This is a genomic window from Mesorhizobium sp. WSM4848 (genome assembly GCF_055811375.1).
This window is the reverse complement of record NZ_JBVVPX010000001.1, coordinates 370,758-390,555: the sequence shown is the minus strand read 5'-3', so window position 1 is coordinate 390,555 and position 19,798 is coordinate 370,758. Positions and strand designations below refer to the sequence as shown.

21 protein-coding genes and 2 pseudogenes are annotated in these 19,798 nt (G+C 63.1%); 13 read left to right on the top strand and 10 right to left on the bottom strand.

Going from position 1 to position 19,798, the window contains the following annotated elements; genetic code table 11:
• The first annotated feature begins 55 nt into the window (after window positions 1-55).
• Window positions 56-625 carry a DUF6101 family protein gene (locus AC0L16_RS01890; RefSeq protein WP_473618651.1) on the top strand — a complete coding sequence of 190 codons (570 nt, stop codon included), beginning with the start codon at window positions 56-58 and terminating at the stop codon, window positions 623-625.
• A gap of 204 nt (window positions 626-829) precedes the next feature.
• On the opposite strand, the gene ubiA is transcribed toward AC0L16_RS01890, so the two are convergent.
• From ubiA to AC0L16_RS01875, 3 genes are read right to left on the bottom strand one after another with little or no spacing between them, the layout of a single operon-like run.
• The gene (gene ubiA / locus AC0L16_RS01885; RefSeq protein ID WP_473618650.1) at window positions 830-1,813 is read right to left on the bottom strand and encodes a 4-hydroxybenzoate octaprenyltransferase; all 984 of its coding nucleotides are present in this window, start codon (window positions 1,811-1,813) and stop codon (window positions 830-832) included.
• Between the two features lie 49 nt (window positions 1,814-1,862).
• Window positions 1,863-2,237 (bottom strand): PIN domain-containing protein, encoded by a 375-nt coding sequence (locus AC0L16_RS01880; protein WP_473618649.1) that lies wholly within the window; start codon window positions 2,235-2,237, stop codon window positions 1,863-1,865.
• A complete protein-coding gene (locus AC0L16_RS01875; protein ID WP_202364017.1) occupies window positions 2,237-2,449 on the bottom strand; it encodes an AbrB/MazE/SpoVT family DNA-binding domain-containing protein in 213 nt (70 codons plus the stop codon). Before AC0L16_RS01875 ends, AC0L16_RS01880 begins: the two co-directional genes overlap by 1 nt.
• A 175-nt stretch (window positions 2,450-2,624) precedes the next feature.
• On the opposite strand from AC0L16_RS01875, the gene purD reads away from it, so the two are divergent.
• Window positions 2,625-3,902 (top strand): phosphoribosylamine--glycine ligase, encoded by a 1,278-nt coding sequence (gene purD / locus AC0L16_RS01870; protein WP_077381368.1) that lies wholly within the window; start codon window positions 2,625-2,627, stop codon window positions 3,900-3,902.
• Window positions 3,903-3,926: 24 nt separating this feature from the next.
• Here purD and AC0L16_RS01865 read toward each other — a convergent pair whose 3' ends face one another.
• Window positions 3,927-5,030, bottom strand: coding sequence for a glycoside hydrolase family 25 protein (locus AC0L16_RS01865; RefSeq protein WP_077381367.1), 1,104 nt, complete (start codon window positions 5,028-5,030; stop codon window positions 3,927-3,929).
• A gap of 166 nt (window positions 5,031-5,196) precedes the next feature.
• On the bottom strand, window positions 5,197-5,427 hold the full coding sequence (locus AC0L16_RS01860; RefSeq protein ID WP_473618647.1) for a hypothetical protein: 231 nt from the start codon (window positions 5,425-5,427) through the stop codon (window positions 5,197-5,199).
• A 204-nt stretch (window positions 5,428-5,631) separates the two neighbouring features.
• Between AC0L16_RS01860 and AC0L16_RS01855 the strand changes: the two genes are divergently transcribed.
• A complete protein-coding gene (locus tag AC0L16_RS01855; protein ID WP_473618646.1) occupies window positions 5,632-7,401 on the top strand; it encodes an acyl-CoA dehydrogenase in 1,770 nt (589 codons plus the stop codon).
• 44 nt (window positions 7,402-7,445) lie between these two features.
• Window positions 7,446-8,198 (top strand): crotonase/enoyl-CoA hydratase family protein, encoded by a 753-nt coding sequence (locus tag AC0L16_RS01850; RefSeq protein WP_077381365.1) that lies wholly within the window; start codon window positions 7,446-7,448, stop codon window positions 8,196-8,198.
• A 54-nt stretch (window positions 8,199-8,252) separates the two neighbouring features.
• Here the strand turns inward: AC0L16_RS01850 and AC0L16_RS01845 are convergent, their stop codons facing one another.
• Together AC0L16_RS01845 and pdxH are read right to left on the bottom strand one after the other, a co-directional pair.
• Window positions 8,253-8,492 (bottom strand): CopG family ribbon-helix-helix protein, encoded by a 240-nt coding sequence (locus tag AC0L16_RS01845; RefSeq protein ID WP_077381364.1) that lies wholly within the window; start codon window positions 8,490-8,492, stop codon window positions 8,253-8,255.
• A gap of 103 nt (window positions 8,493-8,595) precedes the next feature.
• Window positions 8,596-9,213, bottom strand: a complete 618-nt coding sequence (gene pdxH / locus AC0L16_RS01840; protein ID WP_023799362.1) for a pyridoxamine 5'-phosphate oxidase — start codon at window positions 9,211-9,213, stop codon at window positions 8,596-8,598.
• 40 nt (window positions 9,214-9,253) lie between these two features.
• On the opposite strand from pdxH, the gene AC0L16_RS01835 reads away from it, so the two are divergent.
• From AC0L16_RS01835 to AC0L16_RS01815, 5 genes and pseudogenes are all read left to right on the top strand, one after another.
• Window positions 9,254-9,730, top strand: a complete 477-nt coding sequence (locus tag AC0L16_RS01835) for an RT0821/Lpp0805 family surface protein (RefSeq protein WP_473618644.1) — start codon at window positions 9,254-9,256, stop codon at window positions 9,728-9,730.
• 99 nt (window positions 9,731-9,829) lie between these two features.
• The gene (locus AC0L16_RS01830; RefSeq protein ID WP_473618642.1) at window positions 9,830-10,750 is read left to right on the top strand and encodes a DnaJ C-terminal domain-containing protein; all 921 of its coding nucleotides are present in this window, start codon (window positions 9,830-9,832) and stop codon (window positions 10,748-10,750) included.
• A gap of 29 nt (window positions 10,751-10,779) precedes the next feature.
• Window positions 10,780-11,133 (top strand): annotated as a pseudogene (locus AC0L16_RS01825) (DUF1194 domain-containing protein); the annotation flags it as partial.
• Between the two features lie 224 nt (window positions 11,134-11,357).
• A complete protein-coding gene (gene fabI / locus AC0L16_RS01820; RefSeq protein ID WP_077381357.1) occupies window positions 11,358-12,176 on the top strand; it encodes an enoyl-ACP reductase FabI in 819 nt (272 codons plus the stop codon).
• 47 nt (window positions 12,177-12,223) lie between these two features.
• Window positions 12,224-12,811, top strand: a complete 588-nt coding sequence (locus tag AC0L16_RS01815; protein ID WP_473618641.1) for a histidine phosphatase family protein — start codon at window positions 12,224-12,226, stop codon at window positions 12,809-12,811.
• An 810-nt stretch (window positions 12,812-13,621) separates the two neighbouring features.
• Here AC0L16_RS01815 and AC0L16_RS01810 read toward each other — a convergent pair.
• Both AC0L16_RS01810 and AC0L16_RS01805 read right to left on the bottom strand, forming a co-directional pair.
• Entirely contained in the window at window positions 13,622-13,885 is a 264-nt protein-coding gene (locus tag AC0L16_RS01810) for a DUF1344 domain-containing protein (protein WP_031254973.1), read from the bottom strand.
• Window positions 13,886-13,989: 104 nt separating this feature from the next.
• Window positions 13,990-14,178 (bottom strand): hypothetical protein, encoded by a 189-nt coding sequence (locus tag AC0L16_RS01805; protein WP_473618639.1) that lies wholly within the window; start codon window positions 14,176-14,178, stop codon window positions 13,990-13,992.
• On the opposite strand from AC0L16_RS01805, the gene aroC reads away from it, so the two are divergent.
• The gene (gene aroC / locus AC0L16_RS01800; protein WP_473618637.1) at window positions 14,177-15,301 is read left to right on the top strand and encodes a chorismate synthase; all 1,125 of its coding nucleotides are present in this window, start codon (window positions 14,177-14,179) and stop codon (window positions 15,299-15,301) included. The two genes, AC0L16_RS01805 and aroC, sit on opposite strands and share 2 nt — an antisense overlap.
• 105 nt (window positions 15,302-15,406) lie before the next feature.
• Window positions 15,407-16,507, top strand: coding sequence for a 3,4-dihydroxy-2-butanone-4-phosphate synthase (gene ribB / locus AC0L16_RS01795; RefSeq protein WP_473618636.1), 1,101 nt, complete (start codon window positions 15,407-15,409; stop codon window positions 16,505-16,507).
• Window positions 16,508-16,671: 164 nt separating this feature from the next.
• Here ribB and AC0L16_RS01790 read toward each other — a convergent pair.
• A pseudogene (locus tag AC0L16_RS01790) lies at window positions 16,672-17,894 on the bottom strand (MFS transporter).
• Between the two features lie 119 nt (window positions 17,895-18,013).
• Between AC0L16_RS01790 and AC0L16_RS01785 the strand changes: the two are divergent.
• Window positions 18,014-18,658 (top strand): TetR/AcrR family transcriptional regulator, encoded by a 645-nt coding sequence (locus AC0L16_RS01785; protein ID WP_473618635.1) that lies wholly within the window; start codon window positions 18,014-18,016, stop codon window positions 18,656-18,658.
• 213 nt (window positions 18,659-18,871) lie between these two features.
• Window positions 18,872-19,798 (top strand): histone deacetylase family protein, encoded by a 927-nt coding sequence (locus AC0L16_RS01780; RefSeq protein WP_473618780.1) that lies wholly within the window; start codon window positions 18,872-18,874, stop codon window positions 19,796-19,798.

Below are 19,798 nucleotides of genomic sequence, written 5' to 3'. Positions count from 1 at the left end.
AAACCGGCCCGGAGAACCGGAAGACGGCTCTCAGGAGAGACAGGAAAGGCACGATATGAACACTGGACTGAAGCCAGTCTGGGCCGGGCGCAATATGCGCCTCGACCCATTCCGCCTGCCGCAGGTGGTGAGCTACGCGACGCGCGACGACTATGGCGACGTCACCTTCACCATCGACCACCGTGGCGCCGTCATTCGCCGCGTGCTGGAGATGAGCGGCCTGCCGGCGTTCATCGCCCTGCCCGCCAACGCGTTTCGTGGCGTGGCAGCCCGCGCAATGGAGGATCCGGACGGCAATGTCACGGTGACGCTGGAGCTTCTGCACAATGATCCGATGCTGTCGGTGCCGCTGCTGGTGGCCGACGATCTCGAGGATGTCGCCGCCGACTGGCGCGCCTGGGCCGATGCCTACCGTCTGCCGATGCTTCTGATCGAATCCGACGGCATCGCCCGCACCCTGGAGGAATCGCTTGGCGACGCTATCAAGACATTGCCCGCGCAGGACCGCCGCAGGGGTCGGCTTTCGACCAAGCGTCGTCCGCGTTTTCTCGCCCGTCGCAGGGCAGGCGCCCTTGGCCTCAGGCTGGTGATCGGCGGCCAGGAGATCATTTCGCGCGACGAATAGTGCGAGCGCTCTCCCTTCTCCCCTTGTCGGAGAAGGTGGCCGAGCGAAGCTCGGTCGGATGAGGGTGTTCCAGGGAACGCCGACGCCTCATTTCTTCCAAACACCCTCAACCGTCTTGTCGCTTCGCGACAATCTACCGCCCGGGGCGAGTCACGGGCCTCGCCCGCCCTTCAGACTCCACAAGGGGAGAAGGAAAAAAAGCCGCTAAACCAGCGGCTTCAGCGCCACCCATAACGCGCCGCCGATCAGGCCGAGGAAGATCAGCCAGCCGACCTGGTTGTTCGACCTGAACAGAAGCATGCACTGGTCGGGATCGTCGATGTCGAGCACTGCGATTTGCCGCGCCATATGGGCGCCGGCGGCGACCAGGCCGGCCAGCGCCGGTACCGGCGCCTGCGCTGCCGCGAAGGCGACGGCGAAGCAGACCAGCGCTCCGCCATAAAACCCGACGAGCCAGGTCTTGGTGTTGTCGCCGAACAGGCGAGCGGTCGAGCGCACGCCGACGATGGCGTCGTCTTCCTTGTCCTGATGTGCATAGATCGTGTCGTAGCCGATCACCCACAGGATCGAGCCGATATAGAGCATGACGGCCGGGCCATCGAGATCGCCGAACTCGACCGCCCATCCCATCAGTGCACCCCAGGAAAAGGCAAGGCCGAGAACCAGTTGCGGCCAGTTGGTAAATCGCTTCATGAACGGGTAGATGGCGACGACGGCGAGCGAGCCGATGCCGAGCAGGACGGCAAAGCTGTTGAACTGCACAAGCACGGCGAGTCCAACCAGCGCCTGGATCACGAGAAACGCCCAGGCCTGCCGGCGCGTGACCTTTCCCGCCGGCAGTGGCCGCGAGCGCGTCCGTTCCACCTGGTTGTCGATGTCCTGGTCGACCAGGTCGTTGTAGGTGCAGCCGGCGCCGCGCATGGCGACGGCGCCGATCAGGAACAGCACGAGATACCATGGCGCCGGCAGCAGCGAGAGCAAGGGATCAGTAGGGCGTGGATAGGCACTCGCGGCAAGGGCTGCCGACCACCAGCACGGCCACAGCAGCAACTGCCAGCCGATCGGCCGATCCCACCGGGCAAGCTGCGCATGGGGCCACAGCCAGCGTGGCAGAATGCGGTAGACCCAGTGGCCGCTCGGCGCATCGGCGACGCGGCCCTGGGCTGTTTTCGACTGGATGGGTTCCATCGTGCTGAAGTGGCAGCAGCGACGGAAAGCGTCAAGCCTCGTCCGCGACCTAGATCTTTTCGATGAGGGTCACGACTGGCAGGCTCTCGAAATGCTTGTCACAAGTCAGGAGCGTCGCGTCATGCGCCCGAGCGGTCGCGAAAATGATCGCATCTGCGGCCGCCAATTTGTGCTTCCGGCAGGCTTCGGCGGCTGCTAGGGCGATCTCCGTGTCAAGCGGGACCACCTTACAGACCTGCGTAAAGGCGATGGTCTGATCGGCTTTGTTTTCGCCTACTTCGCGAGTGAGCCATTTTGCGAGTTCCAACTGTACCATGGTCGGAACGAGCCAGTCGGCTCGCTCGGGCAGATGCTCGGCCACCTGCTCTCCAGTCGTGGAGCCTATCAGCCATTCGATCCAAGCCGAGGTATCGACGAGCACCATCAGACACGGTCCGACCGGTCGCGATATTCCGTCGCCGAAGCGCCCTTCGCCAGTCCCTTCAGCGCTTCCCGCTTCGGCACAGGGACGAGTAGCACGCCCGTTCCCTTCGGGATGAAGGCAAAGGTCAAACCCGCTTCCCAATGCTGGGCGGTCCGGATCGCCTTGGGAATCGATATCTGAAACTTCGAGGACAGGGTTGCAGTCTCCGACATTTCATACCCTCACTTGATCGATACACAAAACGTAAGACGCAATTGGGGCCAATGCAAGGTGCAGTCGGAGCCCACGTTCCCGTGCGCAATTGCCGTCGAAGCACCCAAATGTCTTGACCCATCGTACGGGGCGCAATAGCGCAGTCCTGATCGTGGAATGGCAAGGGACTTGGGCATGCGCGTATTGTTGATCGGCTCCGGCGGCCGCGAACATGCCTTGGCCTGGAAGATCGCGGCCTCGCCGCTGCTGACGAAGCTTTACGCGGCGCCCGGCAACCCGGGCATCGGCGGCGAAGCCGAACTGGTGACGCTCGACATTGCCGATCATGCGGCAGTGGCCCGGTTCTGCACGGAGAAAAAGATCGACCTCGTCGTGGTGGGGCCGGAAGGGCCGCTGGTCGCCGGCATTGCCGACGACCTTCGCGCTGAAAACATTCGCGTCTTCGGCCCGTCCAGGGCGGCGGCGCGGCTGGAAGGCTCCAAGGGTTTCACCAAGGATCTCTGCGCGAAATACGCCATCCCGACCGCCGCCTATGGCCGTTTCGGCGATCTGGCGTCGGCCAGGGCCTATGTCGAAAGGATGGGCGCGCCGATCGTCATCAAGGCCGACGGCCTCGCCGCCGGCAAGGGCGTTACCGTCGCCATTAATTTGGCCGAGGCGCTGGCAGCGCTCGATGCCTGTTTCGACGGGTCCTTCGGACAGGCCGGCGCGGAGGTGGTGGTCGAGGAATTTCTCACCGGCGAGGAGGCGAGCTTCTTTTGCCTGTGCGACGGCGTCACCGCGCTGCCATTCGGCACCGCGCAGGACCACAAGCGCCTCAGTGACGGCGACGTCGGCCCGAACACCGGCGGCATGGGCGCCTATTCGCCGGCCCCGGTGATGACGCCGGAGATGATCGACCGCACCATGCGCGAGATCGTCGAGCCGACCATGCGCGGCATGGCCGAGCTTGGCGCGCCGTTTTCGGGCGTGCTGTTTGCCGGGCTGATGATATCAGACAACGGGCCGAAGCTGATCGAATACAACACCCGTTTCGGCGACCCGGAATGCCAGGTGCTGATGATGCGGCTGAAGGACGATCTCCTGGTCCTGCTCAACGCTGCCGCCGACGGCCAGCTTGCACATACCTCAGTGCGCTGGCGCAACGAGGCGGCGCTCACCGTGGTGATGGCGGCCAAGGGTTACCCCGGCACGCCGGAAAAGGGCTCGGTCATCCGCGGCGTCGAACAGGCCGCGGGCGATGGCGTCGAGATCTTTCATGCCGGCACCGCCATCGACAGCGGCGCGCTGGTCGCCAATGGCGGCCGTGTGCTCGGTGTCACGGCGACCGGCGGCACGGTCGGCGAGGCGCAGCGACAAGCCTACGCCGCGCTCGACCGGATCGATTGGCCGCAAGGTTTTTGCCGCCGCGACATCGGCTGGCAGGCCGTGGCCCGCGAGCAGGCGCGCTGACGTACAAGATTATCCGGGGCAAGATTAGCGGGGGGTACGATCCAACTCGGTCGACGCAGTGCTGACCGGATCGGTGGGCACGGCTTCAACGGCCGATGCGGAGGGCTTTTCCTTTCGCAGCCACCCCAGATAATCGGCGATCCGGCGCGGAAGACGCAGCGCTGTCCCCACGGCAGGCATTTGCAAGCTGCCGCGGAACTTGGCCCAGCCCGCGCTGAACATGGCGACCATTTCGGTGAAGCTCGGCGGCGGCGCCACGGTCGCATAGGTAAGGGTGACATTGCCCGCAAGGCCGGCCGCCCGCGAGAGAGGCAGCGGTATCGAGGCGAGGTAATCCGGCTGCGCGTCGATCAGGCCGCCGAACGGCCATTGCGCGCGCAAGGCGGCGGCATCCATCGGTGCGACATTGACATCGATGTCGTTCGGCGTGCCTGCCACCCGATAGGGGCAGCGGAACCGGCCGCAATTGGCCTTTGCCGAAAACTGCCAGAGTGCGTAGCCTTGCCAGTTGCCCATCGGAAAATGCACGCCGATGTCGGGCTTGTAGCGCGCATACCAGAGCGGCAGCCGCGACAGCAGCCGGTATTTGTACTTGTTGTCGGCGATGTGCTTGGCGGTCTTGCCGTTGGTATAGAGCACCGGAAAACGGCCAATCCGCCGATGCACATGGCGCACGAATTCCTCTGCATCCTCGAGCGACATCCATTTCGTCGGGTCGTCTTCCTCGATGTCGAGGGCAAGCAGGTCGTCCGGACCAGGTTTCGCGAAATTGATGAAATTATTGGCCTGTCCCACCGGGTTGCCGGGTCGGGCGAGGTGATAAGCGCCCCATTTCAGGCCGAGCGCCTTGGCCACCACCTTGCGCGTCTGAAACAGTTCCTGTGCCACCGCATGGCGCTTCCACAGCGCCTTGCAGAGCCGCGTCGCGGTCTCGTCGCCGAAACAGAAATACGCTGGCGGCATCCCGTCGGACGCCTTGTTGATGAAGCCGACGATGCGCTTGTCGGTGGAAAGCTCGGTCCAATCGATGGGATTGTATTCGTAGGCGTCGATCACCAGCGCCCGGTCGGTATTCTTCCAGGGCTCGGAGAAGTCCGAGGCTTGTGCCGGCGCCAACGCCATTGTCATCGCGGTCGCGACGAGGAGTCCTGGGCGGCGAAGAGGGTGCGCCGGCGGCTTCAAACAGCAGATCCTTGCTGGCCAAAGCCTGATCCTGAACCGCCATGGTTAAGGAAATGCTTTCGGCGGCCCGCGGCGACCGCCGCAATCGTGCCGGGGATGGCTTTGCTGGTCATCAACGCAGGGCGAGAGGGTGGAACGGGTCGGGCGCCGGCGCTTGCGGCAGCGTTCCCTCAGCCTTGCGCTTGCGGTGATGGGCCAGCGAGCATTGCGGCGAACACAGAATGCCGCGATCCGACCAATAGGCGGCGCCGTCGTCGATCTTGCCCCGATGCTGCCAAAAACCTGCCGCTCGATAGGGCAGGCCGCACTCGATGCAGCGATAAGCGTCAGGTCTGGCGAGCACGGGCGGTCCAATCCAGTTGATCCGTCGCCGGTCGAACTGCCCGGCTTTTGCCGAATTTAACCTGTGCTGCAGCAATTGCAAAATCTGCGTGACAAAATTTGACGTTTACGTAAAAAGAAGGCGGGGGAGGCGACCCAAAAGCGGATGGTCTTGTGCCGGCACGGATCTTAAGTTGACATGCCGGACGGAGGAGGAGCGAGCGCCATGTACCGGGCACCAGTCGAGGACATCGCCTTCACGCTGAAGCATGTGGCCGGCTTGAAGCCGGCGCTTGACGCCGGCACCTTTGGCGACCTAGGCGAAGACCTCGTCGACGCCATTCTGGCGGAAGCCGGCCGCTTTGCCAGCGAAGAGGTCGCGCCGCTCTACAAGATCGGCGATGAACAAGGCGCGGTGCTGAGCGGCGCTGCCGTCACCATGCCGCCCGGCTGGAAGGAACTTTATCGCCGCTGGATCGACGGCGGCTGGAACGCGCTGTCAGCGCCGGAGGAGTTCGGCGGCCAGGCGCTGCCGACGATGCTGGGCGTCGCCGCGCTCGAAATGTGGAACTCCGCCGCCATGGCCTTCGGTATCGGCCCGACGCTGACAATGGGCGCGGTCGTAGCGCTCGACAAGCATGCCTCACCGGCGCTGAAGGTCAAATTCCTGGAAAAACTCGTCTCAGGCGAATGGATGGGCACGATGAACCTGACCGAGCCGCAGGCGGGCTCGGATCTGAATGCCTTGCGCGCCCGCGCCGAGCCGGCCGGCGACGGCACCTACCGCATCTTCGGCCAGAAGATTTTCATCACCTATGGCGAGCACGATTTCACCGACAACATCATCCATCTGGTGCTGGCGCGGCTGCCGGACGCGCCGGCCGGCACGCGCGGCCTCTCGCTGTTTCTGGTGCCGAAATTCCTTGTCGGCGACGATGGCGCGCTTGGCGCACGCAACGACGTCTTCTGCTCCGGGCTGGAGCACAAATTGGGCATCCACGCCTCGCCCACCTGCACCATGATCTATGGCGACGGTTTCGAAGGGATCACCCCCGGCGCGAACGGCTGGCTCATCGGCGAGGAAAACAAGGGCCTCGCCTGCATGTTCGCCATGATGAACAATGCCCGGCTCGCCGTCGGCATGCAGGGCGTTGCGGTCGCCGAAACGGCCACGCAGAAGGCGCTCGCCTACGCCAATGACCGCCGGCAAGGCAAGGCCGCGAGCTATAACGGCAACGGCATGGCGCCGATCGTCCATCACCCCGACGTGCAGCGCAATCTCCTGACCATGAAGGCGCTGACCCAGATTGCGCGCGCCATCAGCTATTCTTGCGCGCACGCCATTGACCACGCGCGCGTATCCGTCGGCGATGAAGCCATCCATTGGCAGGAGCGCGCCAATCTGCTGACGCCGCTGGCCAAGGCCTTTTCCACCGATGTCGGCGTCGAGGTCGCCTCGCTCGGGCTGCAGGTGCATGGCGGCATGGGATACATCGAGGAGACGGGTGCGGCAGCACTTTATCGCGACGCGCGCATCGCGCCGATCTACGAAGGCACCAATGGCATCCAGGCGATAGACCTGGTGGCGCGCAAGCTGCCGCTTGGCGGCGGCGAGCATGTGCATAATTACATCGCCGAACTGAAGGCCGTCGCCAATCAAGCGCGGACCTCGAACCTTCAAGGTTTTGGCCGCACCGCCGATGGCCTCGACCAGGCGCTCGACGATCTCAGCCAGGCGACGCGATTCCTGCAACGGCTGCTCGCCGACGGCCGCTCGGACGCGGCGCTGGCCGGCGCGACGCCTTATCTGAGGCTGATCTCGTTGGCGGCGGGCGGCGCCTATCTGGCGCGCGGCGCGCTTGCCGACCAAAGCCGCATCGCCGTTTGCCGCTTCTTCGCCGAAAACCTGCTTGGCGAGGCGGGCGCGCTGAAGGAGCGTGTCATCGGCGGCGCCGACAGCCTTGCCGCTGCCGGCCAGACACTGATTTCTGCCTGACAGCCACCAGGTCGACGTTTCACGACGTTCACAAAGGATCACCCATGACAGACCACATCCTCGTCGAGCGCCAGGGCGCCATCCAGATCATCCGCATGAACCGACCGGACAAGAAGAACGCCTTGACGCGGGCCATGTATGCGAAAATGTCCAAAGCCCTTGCCGAGGGCGATGCCGATCCGGCGATCCGCGTCCATGTCTTCCTCGGTGTTCCAGGCGCCTTCTCGTCCGGCAACGACCTTGCCGATTTCATGGTCGTCGCCACCGGCGGCGAGGGCGGCACCGAAGTCTGGGATTTCCTGATGGCGCTGGCGAGGACGGAAAAGCCGATGATCTCCGGCGTCGACGGCATCGCGGTCGGCATCGGCACCACGCTCAACCTGCACTGCGACCTGACCTTCGCCACGCCGCGCACACTATTCCGCACGCCCTTCGTCGATCTCGGACTGGTCCCCGAGGCCGGGTCGAGCCTGCTTGCGCCGCAGATTCTCGGCCGGCAAGGCGCCTTCGCGCTGCTTGGTTTGGGCGAAGGTTTTTCGGCCGAGCGGGCGAAAGCGGCCGGACTGATCTACGCGGTGGTCGAGGAGAACGAACTCGAATCCGCCGTGCTTGCCGCCGCAAGCCAGATCGCGGCCAAGCCACCGCAGGCGCTGAAGATCGCGCGTGACCTGATGCGCGGCTCGCGTGAAGACCTCGTTGACCGCATCAGCCAGGAAAGCGAGCATTTCCGCGCGCGGCTCAAGTCCGAGGAGGCCCGCGCCGCCTTGATGGCCTTCATGACCAGGAAGAAGGGATAGCTGGGCTATTAGCTCGCGTGAAGATCTTGTCGCCCGTATCGACCAGGAAAGCGATCATTTCCGCGACTTGACGTATTTTCCGACAACAGCGGCTATATCACGGCCATTGGCAAAATCGCCGCGCTTGGCTTCGGCCAACCCGGCCTCTATCTCGGCGAGTTGCCATTCCTCACGGGCTACGAAGTCCTCAATGGCCTGCGCGGCCATATAGGAGCGCGAGCGGTCGACCTTTTCGGCAAGCTGGTCATGCCTGGTTGCAGTTTCGTCCGGGACGCGCACGGTAAAAGCCGCCATGAAAATAACCCTCATTTGCGGCTCACCATAATTATTGGTGAACCAGGGTGGTTCGGCAGGGATTGCCCAGGCTCCTTTGGTGAAGCCGCTAACGGACCACCCATCAGGGATAAAGCCTTGTCTTGTCCCAGCCGCCCTCAGCGTTGCGCGAGAAGACAATGCGGTCGTGCAGCCGGAAAGGCCGGTCGTGCCAGAACTCGATGGTCTGCGGCACGATGCGAAAACCCGACCAGTGTTTCGGCCGTGGGATCTCGCCGATCGCATGGCGCGCGGTGTATTCGGCAACGGCCTTTTCCAGTGCGAAGCGGCTCTCCAGCGGCCGCGACTGTTTCGACGCCCAGGCGCCGATGCGGCTGCCGCGCGGACGCGTCGCGTAATACGCGTCCGCTTCCGCCTCGGTAACGATCTCCACCGGCCCGCGCGCGCGCACCTGCCGGCGCAGCGATTTCCAGTGAAAGCACATCGCCGCCTTCATGCTGCCAAGAATCTCGCGGCCTTTGGCACTCTCGAAATTCGTGTAGAACACAAATCCGCTTTCATCGAACCCTTTGAGCAGCACCATCCGCACGTTCGGCATGCCCTCGGCATCGACGGTCGCCAGCGCCACGCTGTTGGGATCGTTGATCTCACTCTTCGTCGCGTCGTCGAGCCATGCGGCAAACAGGCGGAATGGCTCGGCAGCCTCGGCAAAGTCACCGCTTGTTAACTCAGTTTCGCTCATAGTTTTTCCAATTCTATTGCCGGCCGGGGGAGATTGCCGATTGTCGCGCATCGCGCAACTTTTTGACAGCAGGCAATGGAGCCTTATTGCTTCGGCCAATGCACAGGTTGCCGTCAAGGGAGCAGCGATCGTGCTGGTCGCCTTGCCGCTTGCCGCCTGCGGTGGCGGCGGCTTCAGTTTGGAGCAGGCGGAGGTCGACCGTACGATCCTCACCAGCAGCACGCCTGCCTCTGGCTTGCCGATCGACCAGGATCGCGCCTCGGACCAGGTGACGATCCGCAATGCGGTGTCTTCAGCCGATATCCAGGAACTTGGCGGGCAGGCCGTTCCCTGGGCGAATTCCGATACCGGTTCGCGCGGCTCGATCACCGAACTGGCGGAGTCCAGGGACAACGGCCAGCTTTGCCGCCGCTTCACCGCCTCACGTGAAAGCTTCGACGGCGTCGCCCTGTTCAGGGGCGAGGTGTGCCTGGCCGGCGCCGGCGCCTGGCGGATGCAGGACTTCAAGGCGCTCTGATTTTCCGTCATCATGTGACCGTAAGCTACTGGAATTTCTTCCTATGCGAGCGCATATAGATGGCAATCGTGGACTCACTCCTTCTCCAGGACAGGAAGCATGCGCGACCCCTATGAGGTGCTGGGCGTTGCCAAGAACGCATCGGCCAAGGATATAAAATCGGCGTACCGCAAACTCGCCAAGGAGTATCATCCGGACCAGAATCCGGATCCCAAGGCGAAGGAGCGGTTTGCCGCGGCCAACCAGGCCTACGAAATCGTCGGCGACGAGAAGAACCGTGCGGCTTTCGATCGCGGTGAGATCGATGCCGAGGGCAAGCCGCGCTTTCAAGGCTTCGAGGGCGCCGCCGGCGGCGCCGATCCGTTCGCCGGTTTTCGCCGGCAGCAAGGGCCGGGCGGCTCGCGTTTCGAGTTTCGCTCAGGCCGTCCGAGCGGCGATCCGTTCGACGGCAGCAGCGACATCTTCAGCCAGATTTTCGGCGAGACCTTCTCTCGCGGCGCCGGCATGGGCGCCGGCCGGCAGGCGCCGTCCGGCGCCGACCTGAACGTGACACTCGACATCACCATCGAAGAAGCGGCGACTGCGGAGAAGGTAACGGCGATGTTCCCCGACGGGCGCAAGGTCGCCGTCAAGCTGCCAGCCTATGTCGAGGATGGCCAGACCATCCGGCTGAAAGGCCAAGGCGAGCAAGGGCCGGGGCAACCGGGCGATGCGCTGGTCAAGATCCGCTTCCGGCGGCATCCGCGCTACCGCGTCGAAGGCCGCGACCTCCACGCCGACCTGCCGGTTGCGCTGGCCGATGCCGTGCTGGGTGCCAAGGTGGCGGTCGAAACGCCGACCGGCAGGGTTGCAGTCAATGTTCCCGCCTGGTCGAGCTCGGACAAGGTCCTGCGGCTGAAGGGCAGGGGCCTGCCGGAAAAAGTCGGCGGTCACGGCGATCTTTACGCGCATGTGCGGCTGATGCTGCCCGAGGGCGGAGACAGCGATCTTGAAGCGTTGATGCGCAACCGCAGACGCTAGCTTGGCGCGTCAAAGGCGCACGCCGCAAACGCTCAGACATATCGGAGGCGATTGACTTTGCTTCGCTCCTGTTGACGTCATCGCCGCACGCGACGGCACGCGCTGTCATGAACATCTGCGCCAACGGAACCGACAATTTCGACGGCGGAACAGAATCCTCGCGAGACGCGGCGCTGGCGCAAGGCTTCACGATCAACGGATTGGTCCTGGGGCAGGATGCGGAACTTGCACAATATTTCCGCTCCAGCGTGATCGGAGGTCCCGGAGCGTTCGCCATGGACATCCCGGATGCGAAAGACGCCGGTGAATTCATGACGAGGAAACTTGTTCGCGACCTGTTGGCCTCCGCGCCGGCAGATGCGGCTCGTTTTAGGGTCGAGTGACCGCTTCGATGCACAACTACTCTTGCAGAACTGCTGCATGGCATGGCGTGCCGTCTTTTCGTCAATTCTCGCGTGAGCACGCCACAAGCGCTTCGCCCAGGCGATCGATACTCCAGGTCGGAAGGTCAGCCGGGCGGGCACTGTCCGTTTTGAGCGCTTGAAGGGGCTCTGTGCCTGTGCGATAGCCACTTCACGAAGCAGCAAATCTTGCGGAGAGCGCTCACATGGCGGGTGGACAAGGCATTATGGCCGGCAAGCGCGGGCTTGTCCTGGGCGTCGCAAACAATCGGTCGATCGCCTATGGCATCGCCAAGGCCTGCGTCGACCATGGCGCCGAGATCGCGCTGACCTATCAGGGCGAGGCGTTCAAGAAGCGCGTCGAGCCGCTGGCGGCGGAGCTCAACGCCCATGTCGCCGGCCATTGCGATGTGACCGATCCGACAACGCTCGATGCGGTCTTCGACGACATCGCCAAGCATTGGGGCAAGCTCGATTTCCTCGTCCACGCCATCGCCTTTTCCGACAAGGACGAGCTGACAGGCCGATATGTCGAGACGACGCGCGACAATTTCCTGCGCACGATGGACATTTCGGTGTTTTCCTTCACCACCATCGCCAAGCGCGCCGAGGCGCTGATGACCGATGGCGGCTCGCTGCTGACGTTGACTTATTACGGTGCGGAAAAAGTGATGCCGCACTACAACGTCATGGGTGTTGCCAAGGCAGCGCTCGAAGCCAGCGTGCGCTATCTGGCCGTCGACCTCGGCGCCAAGAAAATCCGCGTCAACGCCATCTCCGCCGGTCCGATCAAGACGCTGGCAGCCTCCGGCATCGGCGATTTTCGCTACATCTTGAAGTGGAACGAATACAATTCGCCGCTAAAGCAGACGGTGACGCAAGAGGAAGTCGGCGATTCAGCGGTCTATTTCCTTTCAAACCTTTCACGCGGCGTCACCGGCGAGATCCACCATGTCGATTCCGGCTACCATGTCGTCGGCATGAAGGCGGTCGACGCGCCTGATATTTCGACCGTCAAGGAATAGTCGAATATACCCTCCCGCCTGCTCTCGGCCGCTCTCCGGATGACCTAATGTATCCGCTCGTCTACATCGCGCGCCATGGCCAGACGGTGTGGAACGCCGAGTCCCGGCTGCAAGGACAGGCCGACACCGATCTCAATCCGCTCGGCCGCGAGCAGGCCACCCGCAATGGACGTCGACTGGCCGAATTCGTGCATAACCCCGAAGATTTCGATTTTGTCGCCAGCCCGATGCGGCGAACGCGTGAGACCATGGAACGCATTCGCATGGCGATGGGGCTCGATCCCCAAGCTTACCGCACCGATCCCCGCCTTGTCGAAATGAGTTTCGGCGACTGGCAGGGTTTCACCTTTCCCGAACTTGAGGCCCGGCATCTCGGCTCGGCTAGGGAGAGGCGCTTCGACAAGTGGAATTTCCTGCCGCCCGGCGAGGGCGCCGAAAGCTATCAAATGCTGCTCGAACGGGTAAAGCCGTGGTTCGACGCGCTGGACCGCCGGACGGTCTGCGTGAGCCATGGTGGCGTCGTGCGCGCCCTGTTCCGCATGGTGCTGGGAATGCCCGAGAAAGAAGCCGCAAGGCTGAATGTGCCGCACGATCGCTTGCTCAGGCTGGAGGGCCGACGCCTGGAGTGGCTCTGAGGCGAGCGGGCTGACCCCTGCCGAGGCGAGACTGGCTTGCCGGGTTTCATCGGACACAGAGTTGAATGCCGTCGCGGATGAGTTGGGTTCACTAACGAAACCGCCAGGAATCAGCTGAAAGCCGTCTTCGCCAAATCCGAGACCCATCGCCAGCCGGAGCTGGTCGCGTTAAATAGCCAGCACCGCCCAAAATGAATGACCGCAAGTCGCACTGCTAAAGCTTTGGCGTGGTGAGCACACGGGCCTGTGCAAGGCCGACGCTATGTTGAACCGCTGCGATTCCGACGTCAAACCACTTGCCGGGCAGTGCGAAAATTCAACGGCGCTCGGTTGCGCCGTCGCGTCAAGCTTTGCGCTCCCGCGGCGTCTGGCCGCCATTTCGCTAAACAGCCAATCGCGGAATCACGCCCCAGGCATTGCTGCAAATGCTGGGCGATCCCGACAAGGAGAAGGCCAAGCGGGTTCTTCAGGCAATGTACAAGATGAGGAAGATCATCATCGCGGACCTCAAGCGCGCCTACCGGGGCTGACAACCCACGCCACCTCGGCCGTCACCTGCGAGGGAGTGACCGGCATCCTGGTTCGCGAGCTCGCGCCGCGCGACGAGATCGTGCTGGCGAATGCCATCCTGATCTCAATCAACAATTCGCTGCGCCGGCTCAGCACCGATCATGTCGATCTTATCAGATTCATTGCAGGGACCGGATACGCCCGTCGAGAAGACCCTACGCGGCGAAGGCTGGCTACGCTCGCTATCTCGGCGCTTCTTCGATGTCCGCATGGCACTTTGCCAAGTCAGCCGAAGAGGCTCTATTCGGTTGAATCGCTATCCGGCAATTGCATGTCGGTGATGATGTTCTCGCCGTTTGTCTCGTCGTAGGCGATCACGATGTCCATGCCGGGTTTCAGCGCTTCGAGATCGGTTTCGGCGTTCAGCTTGTAGGATTTGCCGTCGTCGAGTGTCAGTGTCAACGTCTCCTTGTCGATCTCTTTGATCAGGCCTTCGGTTTGGCCGGCAAAGGCGGCGGTGGAAATCAGCAACATGGCGGCAACGGCGCCGATCGGGATACGCATAATCGTCCTCTTATCATTGCGCCGGTTCGGTGGCGGCGGGTGTTCAACAGACGGTGTTCAACAGACGGGTCGAGGGAAGCAGAAACCAACCGAATGTGTCAAAACTAAATCCGCCAGATCACAGTTTGACCGCTGCGGAAAACGCCAATAGAACGCAGCTGCAGCGCCGCGCGTCCTGACGCGGAAACGACGCTGTGGCGCTTTTGAATTTGCGCATGATCCTTCCCGAAAATCGCTCCGGTTTTCGGGGTCATGCGCTTAGCCGGCTCGATGCCGGCAGGGCTGGTTTTCATGTCTCACAACACGTTTGGTCATCTTTTCCGCGTCACCACCTGGGGCGAAAGCCATGGCCCAGCGCTCGGCTGCGTGGTCGACGGCTGTCCGCCCGGCATCTGCTTCACGCGCGCCGAGGTCCAGGCCGAACTCGACAAGCGCCGCCCGGGTCAATCGCGTTTTGTGACGCAGCGTCGCGAACCCGACGAGGTCAAGATCCTGTCCGGCTTCATCCTCGATGACGACGGCGAGACCATGATCACCACCGGCACACCGGTGTCGATGCTGATCGAGAACGTCGACCAGCGCTCCAAGGACTATGGCGAGATCGCCCGCCAATACCGGCCGGGTCATGCCGATTATGCCTACGACGCCAAATACGGCCTGCGCGATCATCGCGGTGGCGGCCGTTCTTCGGCCCGCGAGACGGCGGCGCGGGTGGCGGCCGGAGCCTTGGCCCGCAAGGTCGTGCCCGGCATGATCCTGCGCGGCGCGCTGGTGTCGATGGGCGAAAAGTCGATCGACCGCGCCAACTGGAACTGGAATTTCGTTGGCGACGCCGAAAATCCATTCTTCACGCCCGATCCGGCATCGGTCGCCGTCTTCGCCGCGTATCTTGACGGCATCCGCAAGGCGGGTTCCTCGGTCGGCGCGGTAATTGAGATCGTGGCCGATGGCGTTCCGGCAGGCCTGGGCGCGCCGATCTACGCCAAGCTCGACCAGGACATTGCCTCGGGCTTGATGTCGATCAATGCCGTCAAGGGTGTCGAGATCGGCAACGGCTTCGAGGCCGCCCGCATCACCGGCGAAGAAAATGCCGACGAGATGCGTATCGGCAATGACGGCAAACCGATCTTCCTGTCCAACAACGCGGGCGGCATCCTCGGCGGCATCTCGACCGGCCAGACAATTGTCGCGCGCTTCGCCGTCAAGCCGACCTCGTCGATCCTGACCCCGCGGAAGTCGATCGACAAGGACGGCAACGACGTCGAGATCATGACCAAGGGCCGGCACGATCCGTGCGTCGGCATCCGCGCCGTGCCGATCGGCGAGGCGATGGTTGCCTGCGCGATCGCCGATCACTATCTGCGTCATCGGGGACAGACAGGGAGAGGAGAGGGCAGTAGGGCAGTAGGGCAGTAGGGCAGTATGTTATCCCGCCGAAGCAGCCAATTTTTTCCTTTTCCCTAATCCCTTACTGCCTTACTGCCCTACTGCCCTATTCCCCTGCGAACGAAGCGAGCGTCCATGCCTTACGACCAGAAGAAGATCGTCGAAGCCCTGCGCGCCTTCGAACGCGGCGAGATTGTCGTCGTCATGGACGATGACGGGCGCGAGAACGAGGGCGACCTGATCGTCGCCGCCGTCCATTGCACGCCGGAAAAGATGGCGTTCATCGTCCGCAACACATCCGGCATCGTCTGCACGCCGATGCCGCGCGACGAGGCCAAGCGCCTCAACCTGTCGCCGATGGTCGCCGACAATGACTCGGCCCACACCACCGCCTTCACCGTCAGCGTCGATTTCAAGCACGGCACCACGACGGGCATTTCGGCTGACGACCGCACATTGACCGTGCGCAATCTTGCCAACGGCAATGTCGGCGCCTCCGATTTCGTCCGCCCCGGCCACATCTTTCCGCTGATTGCGCGCGAAGGCGGTGTACTGATGCGTTCGGGCCATACCGAAGCCGCGGTCGATTTGTGCAAGCTTGCCGGCCTGCCGCCGGTCGGTGTAATTTCCGAGCTGGTCAATGATGACGGCACCGTGATGCGCGGCCCGCAGGTGCAGGCCTTCGCCGAAAAGAACGGTTTGAAGCAGGTTTCGGTCGCCGACCTCATCGCCTATCGCCAGCGCAAGGAAACGCTGGTTGAGCGTGTCGCCTGTTCGGAGATCGACACGCCCGGCGGCAAGGCGCAGGTGTTCACCTACACGCTGCCGTGGGACTCGATGCACCATGTAGCGATCGTCTTCGGCGACATCCGCGACGGCGAGGAGGTGCCGGTGCGGCTGCATTCCGAGGATGTCGTGACTGACGTCTTCGGCACCAGCCACAGGCTGGACGGCATCATGAAATCGATGGGCGAGCGTCGGCGCGGCGTCATCGTCTATCTTCGCGAAGGTTCCGTCGGCGTCGCCCATCAGGAGCGCAACCGGCCGGCCGCCGGCGACCGCGAGGACCATGAAGAGGCGCGCCGCCGCGAGAGCGAGTGGCGCGAGATCGGCCTTGGCGCGCAAATCTTGAAGGATCTGGGCATTTCCTCGATCAACCTGATCGCCTCGCGCGAACGGCACTATGTCGGCCTCGAAGGTTTTGGCATCCACATCGCCAAGACCGAAATTCTCTAGGGCATGTCGCCCAAAAGTGCGCAGCGGTTTTGGGACAACGACATGCATAAAAACAAGAACTTAAAGCGCGTCGCATGAACCCCCTCAGACGCGACGCGCTTTAGGGCTGGTTTAGCGGATCGTCGGCATGCGTCCGGTCCCGCTTGGGACCGGACGCATGAAGTCTATTCGGCAGGAACCGCGGCGGCGTCGCGCGCGGAGATGTCACTATCGCCCGTGGCAAGGCTGCGCATTCCGAGCAGCACGGTGACCAGCGCGATTGTGCCCGCCGCCACCGATACCAGGAACCCGCTCTGTGCACCGAAGGCGTCCACCACCCATCCGGCGGCGAAGGAGCCGAGCGCCATGCCGATGCCTATGCCGGTCATGACCCAGGTCACGCCCTCGGTCAGCATTGCCTCCGGCACGCGCCGCTCGATCAGGCCGAATGCCGTGATGAAGGTCGGCGAGATCGCCACACCGCTAACCAAGACAGCCAGCGCCAGAAGCGGCACCGTGTCTGCGACTAGCACCGGCAGCGTGGTGAGCGCGATGATGGCGACCGCGACGGCAAGCTGAATTTGCAGCGGCGTTTTCAGGTTCAGTACGCCGAGGACGATGCCGACGACGAACGATCCGAGGGCGTAGACGCCGATAACGAGGCTGGCAGCGCCCGGCTGGCCGAGCTCCTTGGTGAACGCCACGGTGCTAACCTCCGTGGTCGCGAAGGTCGCGCCAATGAAGATCAGGGCGAATCTATGATTTGGACCGGCCGCAGGCGGATTGCCGACCCGCGCGAACCCTGGTCGACCGGTCGCACGCGCGGCTCGGTCGAGCGCTGCAGGATGAGGGCTGTCGAGCCGAAGGCGAGAAACAATGTGCTCGCCAACATACCCGCTTCCGGGAAATGCGCGACACTCAGGCCAACCGATAGCGAAGCCCCGGCGATGTAGACCAACTCGTCCGCCGCCGACTCGAAGGCGAACGCTGTGTTCATTTCGGGGCGATCCCGGAAGAGCTCTGTCCAGCGCGCGCGCACCATCGCCGGGATGCTGGGCATCGCGGCGGCCAGCAGCGCTGATACGAACAGTGTCCATATCGGCAAGTCCTGATTGGCCGCCGCAATCAGCACCACGAAAGCGAGCACGGAAATAACAGTGGTGGGCGCCACAACCCGCGCCTGGCCGAGGCGGTCCACCAGTCGCGATATCTGCGGCGCGACAAAAGCATTGGCCAGCGCATATGTCGCGGAGACGGCGCCGGCCAGCCAGTACTCGCCGTGCGTCTGCGACAGCATCGCGACGATTCCGATTGGAGCCATGGCCATCGGCATCCGGGCGACGAAGCCGGCTGCGGCTAAGCCCTTGGCTCCCCTGGCCTTGAAGATTTCGCGATAGGGATTGGCCATGAGAACACTCCTGGATTTTTAAGGCCGAGCCACTTATATACGTGGCGTATGCAAATCACATAATGACATACGGAGCGTATGTCAAATTATATACGAGACGTATGTGAAGGAATAGGCTAATGGGGCACAAACCACGCAAGGAGATGATCGCCGAGACCCGCGCCAAACTGGTCGCGGCGGCGCGCCATGCCTTTGGCAGTGTTGGTTATGCCGAGGCCTCGATGGACGACTTCACCGCATCGGCCGGGCTGACGCGCGGCGCGCTTTATCATCACTTCGGCGACAAAAAGGGCCTTCTCCAGGCGGTCATCGCCGAGATCGACGCGGAGATGTTGGCCCGGTTGAAAATCGTTTCGGCCAGGGCGGACACTCTCTGGCAGGGCTTTGTCGACGAATGCACAGCCTATATCGAGATGGCGCTGGAGCCGGAGATCCAGCGTATTGTCCTTCGCGACGGACCGGCGGTGCTCGGCGATCCTTCGCAATGGCCGAGCCAGAACGAATGCATCCGCTCGATGAGCGAGAACCTTCAAAAGCTGAGGGACGAGGGAACCATCGTTACCGTTGATCCCGAAGCCGCAGCAAGGCTGGTCAGCGGCGCCTCGCTACATGCCGCGCAGTGGATCGCAAATTCGGAAAATCCAGAAGCGACGTCGAAAAAGGCGGTGAAGGCGTTCAACATGCTTTTGGAGGGGCTGCTCAGGCAAGGCCGCAGGATTGGCCGTCCACAAGCACCGGCTGAGGTGGACAAATCGCCGGCCTGAGCCTGCATCGACACCACCAAAGGCAAGGCGCGACCTCGAATGGGACGGCCAAAGCGCGCTTCAAAATTCGGGCAGTTCAAGGAGAAGGCGCTGGTCTCGGTCGGTGGCTCGCGCCGGACCCAACCAGCACCCAATTTCTAAACCCTGTTGAACGTCGGCCTTTGGCGATTCCAAAACATGGTCAAAGCCGCCGCGCGCGCCTATATCGGGGGCATGGTCACAAGGCTTTATACCCACCCGATCTTTCTCGAGCATATAACGCCGCCCGGTCATCCGGAGCGGCCGGACCGCCTGCGCGCCATCGAACGCGCGCTCGACGACGAGGCCTTTGCGGCCCTCGATCGTGCCGAGGCGCCCGAAGGCGACGAGGCCACCATCCTCTACGCACACCCGCAGGAATTCGTCGAGCGGGTCCGCGCTATGATTCCGGACACCGGTACCGCTCGTGTCGACGCCGACACCACCGCCAGCCCGAAAAGCTGGCAGGCGGCCGTCACGGCGATCGGCGCTGCCAACGCCGCCGTCGACGATGTCTTTCGGGGCGACGTGACCAATGTCTTTGTCGCCGCCCGGCCGCCCGGCCACCACGCCGAAAAGACCACGTCCATGGGTTTTTGCCTGTTCAACACCGCGGCGATCGCGGCGCGCCACGCGCAAAGGCAGCACCAGGCCGAACGCGTTGCCATCGTCGATTGGGACGTGCACCACGGCAATGGCACGCAGGATATTTTCTGGGACGATCCGTCGGTGCTCTATTGCTCGACGCACCAGATGCCGCTCTATCCCGGAACTGGAGCCGTGAGCGAAACCGGCGTCGGCAACATCGTCAACGCGCCGCTGGCGCCGCAGACCGGCAGCGAGGTTTTTCGCGACGCTTTCCTGTCGCGGATCTTGCCGGCGCTCGACAATTTCGCGCCCGACCTCATCATCATTTCGGCCGGCTTCGACGCGCACCACCGCGATCCGCTGGCCGAGATCAATCTGACCGAGGACGATTTCGATTGGGCAACCGGCCAGTTGATGCAACGCGCCGGTCGCCATAGCGACAACCGGCTCGTCAGCCTGCTCGAGGGCGGCTACGATCTGCAGGGATTGGCATTTTCGGTCGCCGCCCATGTCGGGCGACTGATGAAAGGATAG

Excerpts from the sequence above, each read along its gene's own strand:
- AC0L16_RS01890 (WP_473618651.1), top strand. The coding sequence starts at position 56 with ATGAACACTGGACTGAAGCCAGTCTGGGCCGGGCGCAATATGCGCCTC.
- ubiA (WP_473618650.1), bottom strand. The coding sequence starts at position 1,813 with ATGGAACCCATCCAGTCGAAAACAGCCCAGGGCCGCGTCGCCGATGCG.
- AC0L16_RS01880 (WP_473618649.1), bottom strand. The coding sequence starts at position 2,237 with ATGGTGCTCGTCGATACCTCGGCTTGGATCGAATGGCTGATAGGCTCC.
- AC0L16_RS01875 (WP_202364017.1), bottom strand. The coding sequence starts at position 2,449 with ATGTCGGAGACTGCAACCCTGTCCTCGAAGTTTCAGATATCGATTCCC.
- purD (WP_077381368.1), top strand. The coding sequence starts at position 2,625 with ATGCGCGTATTGTTGATCGGCTCCGGCGGCCGCGAACATGCCTTGGCC.
- AC0L16_RS01865 (WP_077381367.1), bottom strand. The coding sequence starts at position 5,030 with ATGACAATGGCGTTGGCGCCGGCACAAGCCTCGGACTTCTCCGAGCCC.
- AC0L16_RS01855 (WP_473618646.1), top strand. The coding sequence starts at position 5,632 with ATGTACCGGGCACCAGTCGAGGACATCGCCTTCACGCTGAAGCATGTG.
- AC0L16_RS01850 (WP_077381365.1), top strand. The coding sequence starts at position 7,446 with ATGACAGACCACATCCTCGTCGAGCGCCAGGGCGCCATCCAGATCATC.
- AC0L16_RS01845 (WP_077381364.1), bottom strand. The coding sequence starts at position 8,492 with ATGGCGGCTTTTACCGTGCGCGTCCCGGACGAAACTGCAACCAGGCAT.
- pdxH (WP_023799362.1), bottom strand. The coding sequence starts at position 9,213 with ATGAGCGAAACTGAGTTAACAAGCGGTGACTTTGCCGAGGCTGCCGAG.
- AC0L16_RS01830 (WP_473618642.1), top strand. The coding sequence starts at position 9,830 with ATGCGCGACCCCTATGAGGTGCTGGGCGTTGCCAAGAACGCATCGGCC.
- fabI (WP_077381357.1), top strand. The coding sequence starts at position 11,358 with ATGGCGGGTGGACAAGGCATTATGGCCGGCAAGCGCGGGCTTGTCCTG.
- AC0L16_RS01815 (WP_473618641.1), top strand. The coding sequence starts at position 12,224 with ATGTATCCGCTCGTCTACATCGCGCGCCATGGCCAGACGGTGTGGAAC.
- AC0L16_RS01810 (WP_031254973.1), bottom strand. The coding sequence starts at position 13,885 with ATGCGTATCCCGATCGGCGCCGTTGCCGCCATGTTGCTGATTTCCACC.
- aroC (WP_473618637.1), top strand. The coding sequence starts at position 14,177 with ATGTCTCACAACACGTTTGGTCATCTTTTCCGCGTCACCACCTGGGGC.
- AC0L16_RS01805 (WP_473618639.1), bottom strand. The coding sequence starts at position 14,178 with ATGAAAACCAGCCCTGCCGGCATCGAGCCGGCTAAGCGCATGACCCCG.
- ribB (WP_473618636.1), top strand. The coding sequence starts at position 15,407 with ATGCCTTACGACCAGAAGAAGATCGTCGAAGCCCTGCGCGCCTTCGAA.
- AC0L16_RS01785 (WP_473618635.1), top strand. The coding sequence starts at position 18,014 with ATGGGGCACAAACCACGCAAGGAGATGATCGCCGAGACCCGCGCCAAA.
- AC0L16_RS01780 (WP_473618780.1), top strand. The coding sequence starts at position 18,872 with ATGGTCACAAGGCTTTATACCCACCCGATCTTTCTCGAGCATATAACG.